The following is a 15,501-nucleotide window of genomic DNA, read 5'->3' on the forward strand; positions in this document are numbered from 1 at the left end:
GGTAGTCCCGGGTCGCGGCGTGAACGCCTTACCCGGGCTACGATAACGCACAAACCTTGTCGCCCCGGTAAGCGCAGCGCCACCGGGGAATGCTCACACTCACATTTACGCTTCCGCTTCGTTCACCCAGATGCGCATCTCGCCTTCGCCGCGGTTGGCCCAGCTAAACCACGGAATAAAGGTTAATACTTGCGGCTGACGGGAGGACGGCGCGCGGTCATAGTGCCATAGGGCCTGGTTTTCGGCATCTTCCGCCGTTTGCTTATAGCCCGGCGCCTGGAGAAGTATCTTGCGGGCAAAAATCCCTTTGCCTTCGACAGCGCTAAACCGGGCGTCGCGCGGCAGCTGCAGGTTATGCAATTGCTCGCCGTTATCCGCCTGCTCCAGGCAGTAAACCAGCGGACCGCGCTGGACGGCGACCTGGCCTGCCTGGTGGCGCACCAGCGGGTTACCGTAAATGCGGCGCACCGGCATCGGCAGGGTTAACTGTAGCGTGTCGCCCTCCTGCCAGAGATGGCTGATGTGCAGATACCCTTTGCGCACGTCCTGCGTAACCGGCGCGCCGTTGAGCGTGACCTGCGGCTTATCGCACCAGTCCGGCAGACGCAGCGCCAGGGTATGATTAACCGGTGAAGATGAATCGATGACTATCTTCACCTGTTCCTGCCACGGATAGTTGCCGCTGATGCGCAGGCGTAGCGCCTCATTGCCCACCGGGATCTCCACGCTGTTGCCGACATACAGGTTGATGTACAGGACGTCGTCGTGCGGCGTGTAGATATAGTGCCCCAGCGAGGTGAGTACCCGTGCGATATTCGGCGGGCAGCAGGCGCAGCCGAACCAGCGCTGACGGACGGGCTTAACGTGATCGTAAATATGGTTGAATTTTAAGGATTTTGGATGCACTTCCAGCGGATTGACGTAGAAGAAGTGCTTGCCGTCGAGCGCCATTCCACCCAGCACGGTGTTATACAGCGCGCGCTCCATCACGTCGGCATATTGGCTGTCGGCTTCCATCTCCAGCATCCGGCGGGCAAACATCATCAGGCCAATGGAAGCACAGCTTTCGGCATAGACCGTGTCGTTTGGCAGGTCATAGTCGCTGCTGAAGGCCTCCCCGCTGCTCTGCGAACCGATTCCGCCGGTGATATACAGCTGACGCCGGGCCATATTTTTCCACAGGCGCAGGCAATCCCGGCGCTTGCCCTCGTCCTGACTTAAACGGGCGAGGTGGGCAACGCCGGTCATCAGATAGACGAAACGCACCGCGTGGCCGATGGCGACCGGCTGTTCGGAAATCGGCTGATGCGCCTGGCTGTAGGGTTTATCCATCACCATCCACGCCGGACCGTAGGTGTTCCAGTAGGAGGTTTTGCCGCGCTTCTCGTATTCGATATCGTAAAAATGCGGCTGCGTTCCGCGCGCCTCAACGAAGTACTTCACCAGCGCGATATAGCGCGGCTCCTGAGTGACGTCATACAGGCGCATTAACGCCAGCTCGATTTCCGGATGGCCAGGGTAGCCGTGCAGCCGGTTATCTCCGGGGCCAAACACGCTATCGATGTGGTCAGCGAGGCGGCAGACGACATCCAGCAGACGACGTTTGCCGGTGGCCTGGAAGAAGGCGACACCCGCTTCAATCATGTGCCCGGCGCAGTACAGTTCGTGGCATTCGGCGAGGTTGGTCCAGCGCTCCTCTGGCGCTTTGACCGTGAAATATGTATTCAGATAGCCATCTTCACACTGGGCGGCCGCGACCAGTTCAATCACCTCATCGGCGGTTTTTTCCAGCCCGGGGTCCGGCTTCTGACACAGCGACCAGGCCACCGCCTCCAGCCATTTCGCCACGTCGCTGTCCTGAAAGACCATGCCGTAGAATTCGCCCTCCTGTCGCCCGGCGGCGATGCGGAAGTTCTCTATCGCATGGCTCGGGTCCGCCTCCTCGATACGGTCGTTAAGCGCATCCCACTGATAAGGGATCACCACATCGCGCACCAGCTGCTGGTACTGGCCGAGGAACGGGTCGTTGATTTTCAGTTTGTGCAGATCGACTTCCATAACAGACATGGCGGACTCCTTAAGGCTGAACGTGACGCGTGCGCAGGTCGCTGGCAATGCGCGCCATCATAGAATTGTTGAGCTTGCAGGCGCGAATAGTGAAGGCCAGCAGCAGATGGAACAGGGCGGGCAGCAGGGTCTCCATGGAGGCGATACCCGCCAGTGATGATGCCGTTTGGTTTTCCACGCCCGGCTGATAGGCCACGTAGATAAACACGAGGCTGATAATGCCGGCGCTGGAGGCCCACGCCAGCTTGATAAAGAACAGGTTAAAGGCGAAGTTCATCCCGGAAGAACGCACGCCGGTTTTCCATTCGCCGTAGTCGTCGGAGAAGGCCATCAGCGAAAAGTGCAGCGGCAGGGTAAAGCCGAGAATAATGCCGTTGCCGAGGATGACGACCAGCCACAGGGTCTGGTACGCCTGCCCGGTTGGCAAAAACCACATCGCCACGGCCAGAGCGGCCAGCACCAGGTTGGTGTAGTAGTAGAGTTTGACGGTATCAAAGCGGCGCGAGAGCAGGTTGATGATGACGGAGCCCGCAATCGAGGCGAAGGTTACCATGGTGAAGAATAGCGAGGTGTAGCCGGTGGAGCCGCCCAGCACGTAGGTGATGAAGTACATGTAGCCGCCGCCGCGGATATTGAAGACGTTGATAAGCAGAAATGACATCACCAGCATCAGCAGCAGCTGGTCGTTTTTACGCAGCCCGGCGATGTGCTCGCGCAGGGTAAATTTCCCCATGACATCCAGCGAGACGCGTTCGCGAACCCAGAAGAAGCAGCACAGGAACATCGCCACCGCGATGGCGCAGAGTACGCCGACGCCGTACTGATACCCCTGTGCGGTATCGCCCTGGCCGAGCGCTTTTACCATCCACGGCAGCCCAACGGAGACTAAGAATCCCGCCACGCCGCACAGGACAAAGCGCCATGCCTGGCACGAGATAACCTCGCTATGACGCGTGGTCATCGTGTTGATCAGCGCGCAGTAGGGGACGTTTATCGCGGTGTAGCTCACCGACAGCAGCAGATAGGTGCCGAACGCCCAGGCGATTTTTACCCCCATGCTGGCGTCGGGCACGGTAAACGTCAGGACGCCGATAACGCCGATCGGCACGGCAATCCACAGCTGCCAGGGACGAAAGCGTCCCCAGCGGCTCTGGGTACGGTCGGCCAGCACGCCCATAATCGGGTCGGAAACGGCGTCGAAAACGCGCAGGGCCAGAAACAGGGTCCCGACCAGCGCGGGCGTCAGGCCAAAGACATCGGTATAGAAAAAAGTTAAAAAGTTCATGATCAGGCAGGTAATCACCGTCCCGCCCGCGTCGCCCAATCCGTAGCCTATTTTTTCCCGAAGGGATAATTTGTCGTCCTGGGCACGCTGTGCCAAATCAGTTGTGGTAATCGGAGCCGAAGTCATAAATAACTCCCGGAGATGATGTGCGAATAATATCCCGCTGAAGTGCGGGCTTTAATTGTGTTATTTGCAAATTACGTTATTTATTCTGCACTAAATGTTGGGGGCAACAAGGGAAGGAAAAAGTATAAAAAGAGGACGATTCCGACCTGATGGTAAAAATGTGATTTCGATCCAGCAGACGGCTATTTTATCGTGAATAATCAAAGGCAATAGGGGTTATTAATGCTATTAAAAGCGGAATATTGAATGTCTATGCTTGAATTGTCCATGTCACTTCCGATTAAGGTGCAAAATGGTGGGTTGTTTATTTCCCGAGGCATCGGCAGCCATCCGGCTCGTCAGCTTCACTCTTGGGAAATAATCTTTGTGGAAAAAGGGACATTAACGATCCGCGAAAACAACGAGATTTTTAGCGTCAACGCCGGGGAAAGTTTATTGCTCTGGCCGCGGCGTTTACACGTCGGAATCGGGCAATTTCCGGCAGATTTAAAATTCTACTGGCTGCATTTTGAAGTGACCTCAGGTGAAAACGTTTCGCTGCCTGAGGCGCTGCTGTCGATTCCGCAGCACACGCGCGTCAGCGAGCCGCAGTATATTATTTCGTTGTTCCGCCAATTCTTACGCGAGCAGGAAAATATTCATCGTAGCGTGGCGCTGGAGCTGATCCTGCTGCTGATTCTGCAGCAAGTTTCGGCGGCAGCGGGTGAACAGCCCGCCGACAGCCCCGGCAACGCGCTGGCGTGGAGAGCGCAGCAAATCATTCGTACCCGGTTTCATTTGCCCCTTTCCGCATCCACGCTGGCGCAGGAGCTGCACTGCAACGCCGATTATCTGGGGCGGATTTATCGCCATGTTTTCCGGCTGACCTTAACCGAAGCGCTGCACCGTCAGCGGGTGAGGGCGGCGGAAAAGCTGCTTATCAGCGATTCCCTGTCGCTCACCGAGGTGGCGATGAAATGCGGATTTAACGATGTCGGCTATTTTCGCAAGATTTTCCGTAAGCATACCAGCCTGACGCCCGCGGCGTGGAAGCGTCGTTACTGCAAGGAACATATTAATTCGGCGTAGGGTTGATGGGTTTTCCCGCCGGGGACGAGCAGCCCGGACAGATGCGCAGCATCGCCTCCGGGAAAATTCTGCAACATTCTGCACGCTTCCCCCGGGGGCGGCGCAAAGCGCCTGCCCGGGCTACGGGACCGCAGACCGCCGGGGACGCGTAGCCCGGACAGATGCGCAGCATCGCCTCCGGGAAAATTCTGCAACATCCTGCACGCTTCCCCCGGGGCGGCGCAAAGCGCCTTGCCCGGGCTACGGGACCGCAGACCGCCGGTAGCCCGGATAAGGCGTTAGCCGCCATCCGGGAATCCCACGGTGTTAGTTTTGCCCGTAATAGGCATTCGCGCCGTGTTTACGCAGGTAGTGTTTATCGAGCAGTTCAGACTGCATATCCGGCAGCTGTGGCGCCAGCTGGCGCGAGAACAGGCCCATATAGGCGCACTCTTCAAGTACCACGGCGTTATGTACGGCGTCGGCCGCATCTTTACCCCAGGCAAACGGGCCGTGCGAATGGACTAATACCGCCGGGATTTGCGCCGGATCCAGACCGCGCTGTTCAAAGGTTTTGATAATCACTTCGCCGGTCTGATACTCATACTCCCCGTTAATCTCCTCAACGGTCATCGGCCGGGTGCAGGGAATGGCGCCATAAAAATAGTCGGCGTGGGTGGTGCCCCAGGCGGGGAGATCGAGACCGGCCTGCGACCAGATCGTCGCATGGCGGGAGTGGGTATGCACGATCCCGCCGATCTGCGGATAGCGACGATAAAGCGCCAGATGCGTTGGCGTATCCGAAGAGGGTTTTTTAGCGCCTTCAACGATCTTACCGCTGGCGATCTCTACGACCACCATATCGTCGGCGGTCATCACCTCATATTCGACGCCGGAGGGCTTAATGATCATCAGACGGCGCGTTTCATCCACCGCGCTGACGTTGCCCCAGGTAAAGGTGACCAGCCGGTGCGCCGGGAGCGCCAGGTTTGCCGCCAGCACCTCGGCTTTCAGTTGTTCTAACATGTGAAACCTCCTTCCTGCATCCGTGATTCAATCCAGCGCCGGGCCTGGATAATCTCCAGCACCGGTTCGCTGGCCTTCTCCGTCCACATCTCAATCAGAAACGAACCGCGGTAGTTCAGTTCATGCAGCGTCTTAAAGATGCCGACAAAATCAACACATCCTTCGCCGAACGGCACGTCGCGGAACTGGCCCGGGCTATTGTCGGTCACGGGCAGCGTGTCCTTCAGGTGGATGGCGGCGATACGATCGATACCCAGTTTCAGCTCGGCGGTGACGTCGTTCCCCCAGGCGCTGAGGTTGCCGACGTCCGGATAGACGGTAAACCACGGTGACGAAAGCCTCTCGTCCCACTTTTTCCATTTGCTGATGGAGTTCATAAAGTCGGTGTCCATGATCTCCACCGCCAGCATCACCTGCGCGGCGGCGGCCTGTTCTACCGCCCAGGCCAGCCCTTCGGCAAAACGCTGCCGGGTGCCTTCATCGTGCTCTTCGTAATAGACGTCGTAACCCGCCAGCTGAATAGTACGAATCCCCAGATCGCGCGCCAGGCGGATGGCTTTGGTCATAATCTCCCGCGCCCGCTCGCGTACCGCCTCGTCGCGGCTGCCAAAGGGGAAACGGCGATGGGCGGACAGGCACATTGAGGGAATAGCGACGCCGGTTTCCAGCATCGCGCTCACCAGCGATGCCCGCTGGGCCGATGTCCACTCCAGGCGCGAAAGGCGTTCGTCGGTCTCGTCCACCGACATTTCGACAAAATCAAAACCGCAGCTTTTGGCCAGCACCAGCCGCTCAGGCCAGCTGAGATCCTTCGCCAGCGCTTTTTCATAAATACCTAACGGGTGGTTACGCATGCTGTTCTCCCCAGATAGCGTCGATTTGCGCGTGGAATTCGGCGGCAACCCGTGCCGGATGGGCAGCGCCTGCCAGCGCGCGCCCGGCAATAAACGCTTTGACGTTGATATCCTTGAACAGCGGCAGATCGGCCGGAGTAATCCCGCCGGTGATCGATAGCTCAAGGCCAATGTCGGAGAGCGCTTTCATGCGCGCCAGATCCGCCTCCCCCCACTGCTGCCCGCTGGCCTGGGCATCGCGCCCGCGATGGTAAATTGCCTGATGGACGCCGGTACGGTACCAGGCGCGGGCGTCATCCAGCGTCCAGTTGCCGAACAGCTCCATCTGAATTTCACCGCCGCAGGCCTGGGCCACGGCGTGGCTTTTCTCGACCGTGGCGAGCGGCGCGGCGCAGATGATGGTCATCCAGTTGGCGCCAGCGCCAAAGGCCTGCTGCGCCAGGGTTTCACCGGCGTCGGCGACTTTCCAGTCGGCGACGATGATCTTCTGCGGACACTGGGCGCGCAGGGCTGTAACTGCGTTAAGCCCCTCGGTCAAACAGAGGATGGTCCCCGCCTCCACGATATCAACGTGATCCTGTAGCAGGGCGACATCGCGCTGCGCAGCCTGAAGGCTGGTGTGGTCGAGCGCCAGCTGCAGTAATGGTCGGCTCATAATGCGTGCTCCTTAATACGGGCGTGATAGCCCTGTAGTGCTTCAATCAAATCCTGGTAGTGGCGGTATTTGCGCTGATAGCGCGCGTGGGCGGTCATATCGGGCAGCAGCGTGCGTACCGGGTGCTGCCGGGCGCGCCGGGCTTCGCTAAAGCTGCGGTATACGCCGGTGCCGACGCGCGCCGCGAGGGCGGCGCCAAAGCAGCCGGTCTCTTCCACCTGCGGCAGTTCAACGCGTAAGCCGCTGACGTCCGCCAGCATTTGCATCCAGACGTCGGAGTGCGCCGGGCCGCCGGTGACGCGCAGGGCCTGAACGCTTGTAAAGCGTTCGCGCATACGGTTGAGATGGGTCATATGGCTGAATACCACGCCTTCATAAACCGCCTGCAGCAGGTGCGCGCGGGTATGCAGCGCCTGCATGCCGTAAAAGCCGCAGGTCATCTCCAGCCCGGCGTTGCTGCCGTAGAGAAACGGCAGAAAAAACAGCTCGCTCCCGGCTTTCGGCAAACTGGCTACGGCCTGATTGATCTCATCAAACGAGAGATCGCCCCACTGGGCGGTAAACCATTCGAGGTTGCCGGATGAGGTCGGGCTGGCTTCGTGAACGATATACTGGCCGTCATTGACGTAGCGGCCATAGACGTAAGGGTGAGCCTCATGTTCGCGCAGACCGTGAGCGATACCGCTGGTGACGGCCCAGGTCCCCATCACCGCATTGAGGGTCGACTCATCCTCAATCCCGGCGCAAAGGGCGGTGGAGACCACGTCAAACAGGCCGCCAACGACGGGAGTACCCGCCGCCAGACCGGTTAAAGCGGCTGCCTGAGCGGTGATCTCCCCGCATATTTCGGCTGACCCTACAACGGGGGGCAGCGCGCTATCCACTTCGCCGATCCCCAGCCATTGGGTCAGACACGGGTCGTACTGGCCCGTGGACATGTTGTAGAGGTTGGACTCGGAGATGTTGCTCTCCTCGCAGCCTTTCACGCCGGTTAGGCACCAGCGCAGATAGTCATGCCCCATCATCACGCAGCCAATTTGCGCGTAGCGCTGGGGGTCATTCTCTTTGACCCAGCGCAGCAGAGAAGCCGGATGCCCGGTCCATAGCGTCTGGCGGGTAACGGGATAGAGCCGTTCGGGAATACGGTCCCGCTGCCAGCGCTGAACGATATTCAGCGCCCGACGATCGGACGAGAGGATGGCGTTACCCAGCGGCCGATCCTGCTTATCGAGGAGAAAGAGACCCTTACCCTGAGCGGAGATGCCCACGCCTTTAATCTGTTCACCGGATACCCCTGCCCGTTGTAATAGTTCGGCAATGGTTGCCGCGCAGTGTTGCCAGAGCTGATGCATGTCGCGTTCGGCGTAACCCGGCAGGGGCGACATCGTCTGTAGCGCTTGCCGCACAATGCCATGTTCATGACCTTCGGCATCATATAAACCGGCTTTCAGATACGTGCCGCCACAATCAATACCCAGCCAGAAGGCCTGTTTCTTGCTCATCTTTCGCATCTCATTCTTGCCGGGAGGACCCGGCATATTTCGCAGGCCCGGCAGGCGCAGCGCCGCCGGGCTCGATTTTACGCAGTGCGTTTATGTGGGTTTATCGTCTTTACCGGCGCAGCACCGGCATCGCATTTCGCCGGCAGCAGCAGCGCCATCAGCGCGGCCAGCGCCAGGGAGATCGCCAGGCAATAAACGCCGGCGTCTTTGCTGTACAGCGTGATCAGAACCCCGACCGCATAAGGACCACAAAATCCGCCGAGGTTGCCAAGCGCGTTGATAACCCCGCGCGCGCCGCCCGCCATTTCAGCGCTGAACAGACGTGCCGGGATGGTCCAGAACACGCCAGCCGCCGATTGCAGGAAGAATCCGCAGCCGACCAGCGCGGCATAGGAGAGCCATATTTGATTTTTCAGCGCCACCGACAGGAACATGCACAGAGCGAAGCCAATCAGCGGCAGGCAGACGAACAGCTTGCGTTTACCGGTTCGGTCTGAAAGAGAAGAGAACAGGAACATCCCGGCAATGGCGCCGACGTACGGCAGAATGGCGAGCATCCCGACCTGCCCCATGCTGCTGTGGGTTAATTCTTTCAGAATGGTGGGCAGCCACAGGGTGTAGCCGTAAATGCCGGTCTGGTAGAAGAAGTTCAGGGCGATAAGCTGCCACATGGTTTTGTCGGAGAGAACGGCGCTCAGAGAGGCGTTTTTCACTTCGGTGCCGGCAATGGCCCGTTGCTCTGCGGCCAGCGTCTCGACCAGATAGTTCTGCTCTGCTTTAGAGATCCAGCGCGCTTCCTGCGGACGGTCATAGATGGTGTAGGCCCACAGAACCAAAACAACCAGCGAGAGCAAACCTTCGATAATAAACAGCCAGCGCCAGTCGAGAACCGTGATAATCCAGCCTGAGAGCGGGGCGGTGATAATCCCGGCAATCGGCACGAACATAATGACAATCGCGTTGGCGCGACCGCGTTCCGCATCAGGGAACCAGTTACTGATCATGGTGAGAACGACCGGCAGCATGCCGCCTTCCGCCACGCCTAGTAAGAAGCGCAGGGCCAGCAGCTGGTACTGATTGGTAATTAACCCCGTCAGCACGGAGATAACCGCCCAGGCGACCAGCGACCAGCCGATAAATTTCTTACCGCTGCCGTGAACGGCAATTTTCCCGCCGGGAACCTGTAAAAATAGATAACCGATAAAGAAAATACCGCCCGCCAGCCCCGCCATGGTGGCGGAAATACCTAAGTCGGCGTCCATGCCGCCGGGCATGGCAAAGGCAATATTGACCCGGTCCATATAAGAAATAATACAGGTGATCAGTATTGGGGGAATAATTCTTAACCAGCGCTGGCGCGGTATATTTTTGGGTGTAGAGTTAGAGGTTATATTCATCTTTATAGTCTCGTAATATTAAAAAATATTCTGGCGATGAAGGTGGTTATTATTATTGTGCTTGTTTTAGCGCTGAGATGCCGTCGCGTAATATCGCGATGCGATGGTCAACGTTTGCGCTGGCAGTGATTTCCAGTAATTTGATACCTGAGAATTGCAGGGGATCGGCTCCTGCGCAGGCAAATAATTCACGGGCGTGGTCGGTGGTCATCAGGCTCTGCGGGCAGAAAGGCGCGAACGGCGCGTGTAAATCCTGCCATTCGCCGTACTCGCCGGTTTGCGTCGTGCCGGAAAACATCAGCGCGCCGAGCTTCCCTGCCCGTTTTGCCTGCTGCGTATGGGTGAGCGGTAGAACGGTATTCCGCCCTTCAATGGCAGAGCGCGCCCAGTTGATACAGATGCTGATGTCGTAGTCGGCAATGGCTTCCAGCACGTTTTCTAACGGCAAAAATCCTTTGCGCGGCGCGGTGCCGGTCATCGCGTCGCAGTGCTCCAGCACCAGCTCGCAGGACCAGTCCCAGCGGGTAATCTCTTTTAATGAACGAGCAAAGGCGTCGGTAGCCTGAGCCACGTTGGCATTGCCCGCCAGCGGGGCGGCGTGAAGCTCAAGGGCAATGACCTTTCCGGCGGTCTTACCATTGATTTTAGCGATCTTCTGCTGCAGGTGACGATAGTACTCCACGCAGGCTTTGCGCTGCTCTTCGTCGCTGGATGCCAGCCCAAAGCCGCCGTTTTCACCGCGGCGGCGCATGGTTTCCATGATGGCGGTAACGACAATCTGCCAGTGTCCCGGGGTATGGCGCAATAACCACTCGTCGCCGAGCGGATGAAGATGTTCAAGGCAGGGTTGCTCCAGCCCGCGAATATCCGGGGTGTCGGAGAGCTGCCGCCAGAATTCCGTCTCTTCCTCTTCACTCTTTTGGTGAAATGAGGGTGCACAGGGGTACGCACCGATAATGTAACCGGTATTATTCGAATTCATTTTGTGCTCCTTTTTATAAAACTGAAATAGCGACCTTAACGACTATTTTGCGGATCGGGGTGGCTACAGTTTTATTACATCCAGGACGATGCACATCTTGCGGGAAAAATATCGCATAGTTGCCTGGCGTCATTTCAAAGAACGATTCATGTTCGCTGTCGTGATAGAAAATAATATCGAGCTGTTCTAACAACGATTCGCTGATTTGATTATTGCCGGTATCAATGGCGATACCGATTTTTTCTTCACCCCACGCCAGAAACTGGATATCCAGATAGCGACGGTGAACCTCCGGACGATTGTCAGCGGCATCGCGGGTGGTTAAGTCAATAATCTGCGCGAAGATGTTCTTGCCGTCGATTTCCACGACGCCGGGTTCCAGCGCGTGAAAATCCGTCGTGCGCAGGAAATCAAGCGCCTGTTCAATGGCCGCGGGCAGACGACACGGATTCGGTTGAGCAATATGGCCAAAAATCATGGGTGAGCTCCTTACAGCGCCTGAATTTTGGCCCATACGCTGTCATCGACGGTAATACCGTTGCGGCGGTTTTCATCCAGCAGTCGGGTAAATTCATGGCCGGGCAGGCGGACCGCCACATTTTCATCGGCGCGTTCGGCGGTGGTGATGAAATCCATAATCCGCTGCAGTTTGGCGTCGCGGGTTGCGCCATCGATCAGCTTATCCACTTCTATGGCGATGAAGATCTGCGAAACGCCATATTCATCGCTGTTTTCCTGAGTCACTTCGGCAACGGAAGAGCCGTTGGAAAGCAGGGTGGCAATCATATCCAGCACAATCGACAGGCCGGAACCTTTCCAGTAGCCCATCGGCAAAATACGGCGGTTTTTCTCGATAACCCCCGGTTCTTTGGTCAAATGACCTTCATCGTCGAATCCGCCGTCCACGGGCAGCTCGCGGCCGGCAAGGCGGTTAACTTCCAGCATGCCGTAGGAGAACATCGACATCGACATATCCACCATGGTGATCGGCGTTGACGGAATGGCGACGATCAGCGGATTGGTGCCGATACGGCACTCCTTAGCGCCCCATGGCGGCATAACGGCGATGGAGTTGGTCCAGCAGATGCCGATGTAGCCTTTTTCCGCCGCCTGCCAGCCATAGCTGCCGCCGCGCATCCAGTGGTTGGCGTTACGTAACGCCACCAGGCCGATACCGTGATCGGAAGCCAGTTCGATGGCCCGGTCCATCATCTTTTTCGCCGTCAGGTTGCCGATGGAGCGCTGGGCATCCCACTGCTCGATGGCGCCGAGGCTGGTTACCCGCTGCGGTTTAGCCTCGGGGATGATGTCGCCGTTGTCCAGCTGCTGGATGAAGCGAGGAAAGCGGTTCACGCCGTGAGAATAGACGCCGGATTCGGTGGTGCGGGCAAACATTTCTGCGCAGGCATCGGCGGTTTCTGCGGTGATACCCCGTGCCAGTAGTACTCGATTGAATGCCTCTTTTAACTGCTCAAACGTTACTTTCATTCCTGTTTTCCTGGTCAGATTTGATCGCTTTTTTATCTCTAAATTTCACTATGCGAAATCTGATTTCAAATATAGCGATCAATTTTTATCAGATCAACGGGCAGCGTTATTTTTAAAAATCATAAAAATCATAAAGTTGTGTTTTTTCGGTTCAGATCGTGAACTGAAACACACTTTGCGCTACCATCTGAACGCGACAAAAACGGGGAGCGGAAACGATGGGCACAAAAGAGAGCGATGTAACGCAAGACAAGGAGAGGCCTGCCGGAAGCCAGAGCCTTTTTCGTGGGTTGATGCTGATTGAGATCCTGAGTAATTACCCAAACGGATGCCCGCTGGCGCATCTGTCGGAACTGGCGGGCCTGAACAAAAGCACCGTTCATCGCTTATTGCAGGGGCTGCAATCCTGCGGCTACGTGACGCCAGCCCCGGCGGCGGGGAGCTATCGTCTGACGACAAAGTTTATCGCCGTTGGCCAAAAGGCTTTGTCGTCGCTCAACATCATCCACGTCGCGGCGCCGCATCTTGAGGCGCTCAACCTGGCCACCGGCGAGACGGTGAACTTCTCCAGCCGTGAAGATGACCACGCTATCCTGATTTATAAGCTGGAGCCGACCACCGGCATGCTGCGTACGCGCGCCTATATTGGCCAGCATATGCCGCTGTACTGCTCGGCAATGGGCAAGATTTATATGGCGTTTGGCCATCCTGACTACGTTGAGAGCTACTGGAATTCACACCAGGATATTATTCAGCCGCTGACCCGGAATACCATTACCGGCTTACCTGCGATGCATGATGAGCTGGCGCAGATCCGCGAGCGTAATATGGCGATGGACAGGGAAGAGAACGAGTTGGGCGTGTCCTGCCTGGCGGTCCCGGTTTTCGATATTCATGGACGCGTGCCTTATGCCATTTCTATCTCCTTATCAACATCGCGCCTCAAGCAGGTAGGAGAGAAGAATTTACTCAAGCCGCTGCGCGATACGGCAGAGGCGATTTCCCGCGAACTGGGCTTTTCCGTGCGGGAAGGGTAAGGCAGATGACCAAATTGTCCCGGGCATCTGAGAGAAAACGCCGCTGACTCCATTCAGGATCAAGGCGCGGAAGCGGTTTTTTCTGGCACTCTGCGTTTTTATCCCCAGTGGAGCAAGGATGAACCGGTTTATTATCGCGGATGCGCAAAAGTGCATCGGCTGTCGTACCTGTGAAGTCGCCTGCGTGGTATCCCATCAGCGGGACCAGGACTGTTCTGGCGTTTCCGCCATGCGCTTTGCGCCGCGGATCCGCGTGGTGAAAAATGACGAACTCTCGACGGCGACGCTTTGCCGCCAGTGTGAAGATGCGCCCTGCGCCAACGTCTGCCCCGAGGGCGCTATCCGCCGGGAAAATTCGGTCTGGCGCGTGGATCAGCGCCGCTGCATCGGCTGCAAAAGCTGCATGGTGGCGTGCCCCTATGGCGCGATGACGGTGATGCGGGTGGAGGAGGGCGTACAGGCGCTGAAGTGCGATTTGTGCAGCCATCGGGAAGAAGGCCCGGCCTGCGTGGCGGCATGCCCGACGCAGGCGCTGCGCTGCATGGAACCGATGGAGCTGGAGAGAATAGCCGCTGAACGTCGCCAGCGGATGGCGCTGGCGATGTAGCGATGATGCCTTCTTACGGCGTGTTCCCGGAGGCGGCGCTGGCGCGCCTTGTCCGGGCTGCCTGTCCGCAGAACGCTGGAAGCCTGTAGCCCGGCTGAGCGCAGCGCGAGCCGGGAATATATCTGGATTATTCAGGATTCTGGCGCTCGTTTACGCGTCCTGTTCACCCCATGCGCGTTCAACTTCTTCGGCGAGAATCTTCACGCCTGCTTCAATCTTCTCCGGGTCCGGCACATAGTTCATGCGCATGCACTGATGCGTGTGCGGCCACGGTTTATCCAGGCCCGGGAAGAAATAGTCGCCCGGCACCATCAGAACGCCGCGCTTTTTCAGGCGCTGGTACAGCAGCTCGGTAGAAATCGGCAGATCCTTAAACCATAGCCAGAGAAAAATCGCGCCTTCCGGTTTATGAATCAGGCAGCGATCTTCCGGCAAATAGCGGCGAATAATGGCGATAGTCTCCTGAACGCGCTGGTAGTAGAACGGCTTTATCACCGTTTCCGACAGGCGCAGAAGATCGTTGCGTTTAATCATCTCGCACATCATGGCCGGCCCCATTCCGCCGGGGGCGAGGCTGATAATGCCGTTCATATTGCTGATGGCGGTGATGATTTTTTCGTTAGCGATGATAATCCCGCAGCGGCTACCCGGCAGACCCAGCTTGGAGAGGCTCATGCACAGCACGATATTCGGATTCCACAGCGGCCTGGCGTCGCTGAAAATAATTCCCGGGAACGGAACGCCGTAGGCGTTATCAATCACCAACGGGATGCCGTGCTGGTTGGCCAGCGCATCCAGCTTGATCAGCTCATCGTCGGTGATCACGTTGCCCGTTGGGTTGGTGGGGCGGGAAACGCAGATCATTCCCGTCTCGTCCGTGACCTGCAAATGTTCGAAATCCACGTGGTATTTAAACTGGCCTTCCGGCAGCAGTTCAATGTTCGGGCGGGTGGCGACAAACAGATCTTCTTCGAGGCCGGCATCGGCGTAGCCGATGTACTCGGGCGTCAACGGAAACAGCACTTTACGGGTGGTTCCATCCGCTCGACGGCCTGCGAAGAGGTTAAACAAGTAGAAAAACGCGCTCTGACTGCCGTTTGTCAGTGCAATATTCTGTGGTTCGATCTCCCAACCCAGTTCATCACGCAGCATCTGCGCCAGCAGGGCCAGCAGCTCGCTTTTACCCTGCGGACCGTCATAATTACAAAGCGCATCAAGGGCTTTGCCGCTGTTCAGCATGTCGGCCAGCAGGCTATGGAAGTAATCATTCATTTCCGGAATCTGCGCGGGATTGCCGCCGCCCAGCATGATGGCGCCCGGGGTACGCAGGCCGTCATTGAGGTCTTCCATCAAGCGGGTGATGCCCGAATGACGGGTAAATTTGTCGCCAAAAAGTGAAAATGTCATCGCGATTAGTCTGTCGGTATT

14 protein-coding genes are annotated in these 15,501 nt (G+C 57.5%); 3 read left to right on the forward strand and 11 right to left on the reverse strand.

What is annotated here, in order from left to right:
• Positions 1–105: 105 nt before the first annotated feature.
• Positions 106–2,067, reverse strand: a complete 1,962-nt coding sequence (locus tag FQK12_RS18420) for a glycoside hydrolase family 127 protein (protein WP_014227223.1) — start codon at positions 2,065–2,067, stop codon at positions 106–108.
• A 10-nt stretch (positions 2,068–2,077) separates the two neighbouring features.
• Positions 2,078–3,478 (reverse strand): MFS transporter, encoded by a 1,401-nt coding sequence (locus FQK12_RS18425; RefSeq protein ID WP_038422937.1) that lies wholly within the window; start codon positions 3,476–3,478, stop codon positions 2,078–2,080.
• Between the two features lie 252 nt (positions 3,479–3,730).
• On the opposite strand from FQK12_RS18425, the gene FQK12_RS18430 reads away from it, so the two are divergent.
• Positions 3,731–4,546 (forward strand): helix-turn-helix domain-containing protein, encoded by an 816-nt coding sequence (locus tag FQK12_RS18430; RefSeq protein WP_014227222.1) that lies wholly within the window; start codon positions 3,731–3,733, stop codon positions 4,544–4,546.
• Between the two features lie 306 nt (positions 4,547–4,852).
• Here FQK12_RS18430 and araD read toward each other — a convergent pair whose 3' ends face one another.
• The 8 genes from araD to yiaK all read right to left on the reverse strand — a co-directional run bounded on the left by araD (position 4,853) and on the right by yiaK (position 12,429).
• Positions 4,853–5,551, reverse strand: coding sequence for an L-ribulose-5-phosphate 4-epimerase (gene araD / locus FQK12_RS18435; protein WP_014227221.1), 699 nt, complete (start codon positions 5,549–5,551; stop codon positions 4,853–4,855).
• A complete protein-coding gene (locus tag FQK12_RS18440; protein WP_014227220.1) occupies positions 5,545–6,405 on the reverse strand; it encodes an L-ribulose-5-phosphate 3-epimerase in 861 nt (286 codons plus the stop codon). The genes araD and FQK12_RS18440 overlap by 7 nt, the downstream gene beginning before the upstream one ends.
• Positions 6,398–7,060: a 3-keto-L-gulonate-6-phosphate decarboxylase UlaD gene (ulaD, locus tag FQK12_RS18445; protein ID WP_014227219.1), complete on the reverse strand. Its 663-nt coding sequence runs from the start codon at positions 7,058–7,060 to the stop codon at positions 6,398–6,400. Before ulaD ends, FQK12_RS18440 begins: the two co-directional genes overlap by 8 nt.
• Positions 7,057–8,562 (reverse strand): FGGY-family carbohydrate kinase, encoded by a 1,506-nt coding sequence (locus tag FQK12_RS18450; protein WP_014227218.1) that lies wholly within the window; start codon positions 8,560–8,562, stop codon positions 7,057–7,059. Before FQK12_RS18450 ends, ulaD begins: the two co-directional genes overlap by 4 nt.
• A 77-nt stretch (positions 8,563–8,639) precedes the next feature.
• Positions 8,640–9,959 (reverse strand): MFS transporter, encoded by a 1,320-nt coding sequence (locus tag FQK12_RS18455; RefSeq protein WP_014227217.1) that lies wholly within the window; start codon positions 9,957–9,959, stop codon positions 8,640–8,642.
• 52 nt (positions 9,960–10,011) lie between these two features.
• Positions 10,012–10,941 carry a DUF4862 family protein gene (locus FQK12_RS18460; RefSeq protein ID WP_014227216.1) on the reverse strand — a complete coding sequence of 310 codons (930 nt, stop codon included), beginning with the start codon at positions 10,939–10,941 and terminating at the stop codon, positions 10,012–10,014.
• 13 nt (positions 10,942–10,954) lie between these two features.
• Positions 10,955–11,419 carry a YhcH/YjgK/YiaL family protein gene (locus FQK12_RS18465; protein WP_014227215.1) on the reverse strand — a complete coding sequence of 155 codons (465 nt, stop codon included), beginning with the start codon at positions 11,417–11,419 and terminating at the stop codon, positions 10,955–10,957.
• 11 nt (positions 11,420–11,430) lie between these two features.
• Positions 11,431–12,429: a 3-dehydro-L-gulonate 2-dehydrogenase gene (gene yiaK / locus FQK12_RS18470; protein WP_014227214.1), complete on the reverse strand. Its 999-nt coding sequence runs from the start codon at positions 12,427–12,429 to the stop codon at positions 11,431–11,433.
• A 218-nt stretch (positions 12,430–12,647) separates the two neighbouring features.
• Here yiaK and yiaJ point away from each other — a divergent pair, with 218 nt between their 5' ends.
• Both yiaJ and FQK12_RS18485 read left to right on the forward strand, forming a co-directional pair.
• Positions 12,648–13,466 carry an IclR family transcriptional regulator YiaJ gene (yiaJ, locus tag FQK12_RS18480; RefSeq protein WP_014839765.1) on the forward strand — a complete coding sequence of 273 codons (819 nt, stop codon included), beginning with the start codon at positions 12,648–12,650 and terminating at the stop codon, positions 13,464–13,466.
• Positions 13,467–13,584: 118 nt separating this feature from the next.
• Positions 13,585–14,073, forward strand: coding sequence for a 4Fe-4S dicluster domain-containing protein (locus FQK12_RS18485; RefSeq protein WP_014227212.1), 489 nt, complete (start codon positions 13,585–13,587; stop codon positions 14,071–14,073).
• 150 nt (positions 14,074–14,223) lie between these two features.
• On the opposite strand, the gene avtA is transcribed toward FQK12_RS18485, so the two are convergent.
• Positions 14,224–15,480 carry a valine--pyruvate transaminase gene (avtA, locus tag FQK12_RS18490; protein WP_014227211.1) on the reverse strand — a complete coding sequence of 419 codons (1,257 nt, stop codon included), beginning with the start codon at positions 15,478–15,480 and terminating at the stop codon, positions 14,224–14,226.
• Positions 15,481–15,501 lie beyond the last annotated feature (21 nt).

This window comes from Klebsiella sp. ME-303, assembly GCF_007910085.1.
GTDB classification, from domain to species: domain Bacteria; phylum Pseudomonadota; class Gammaproteobacteria; order Enterobacterales; family Enterobacteriaceae; genus Klebsiella; species Klebsiella michiganensis.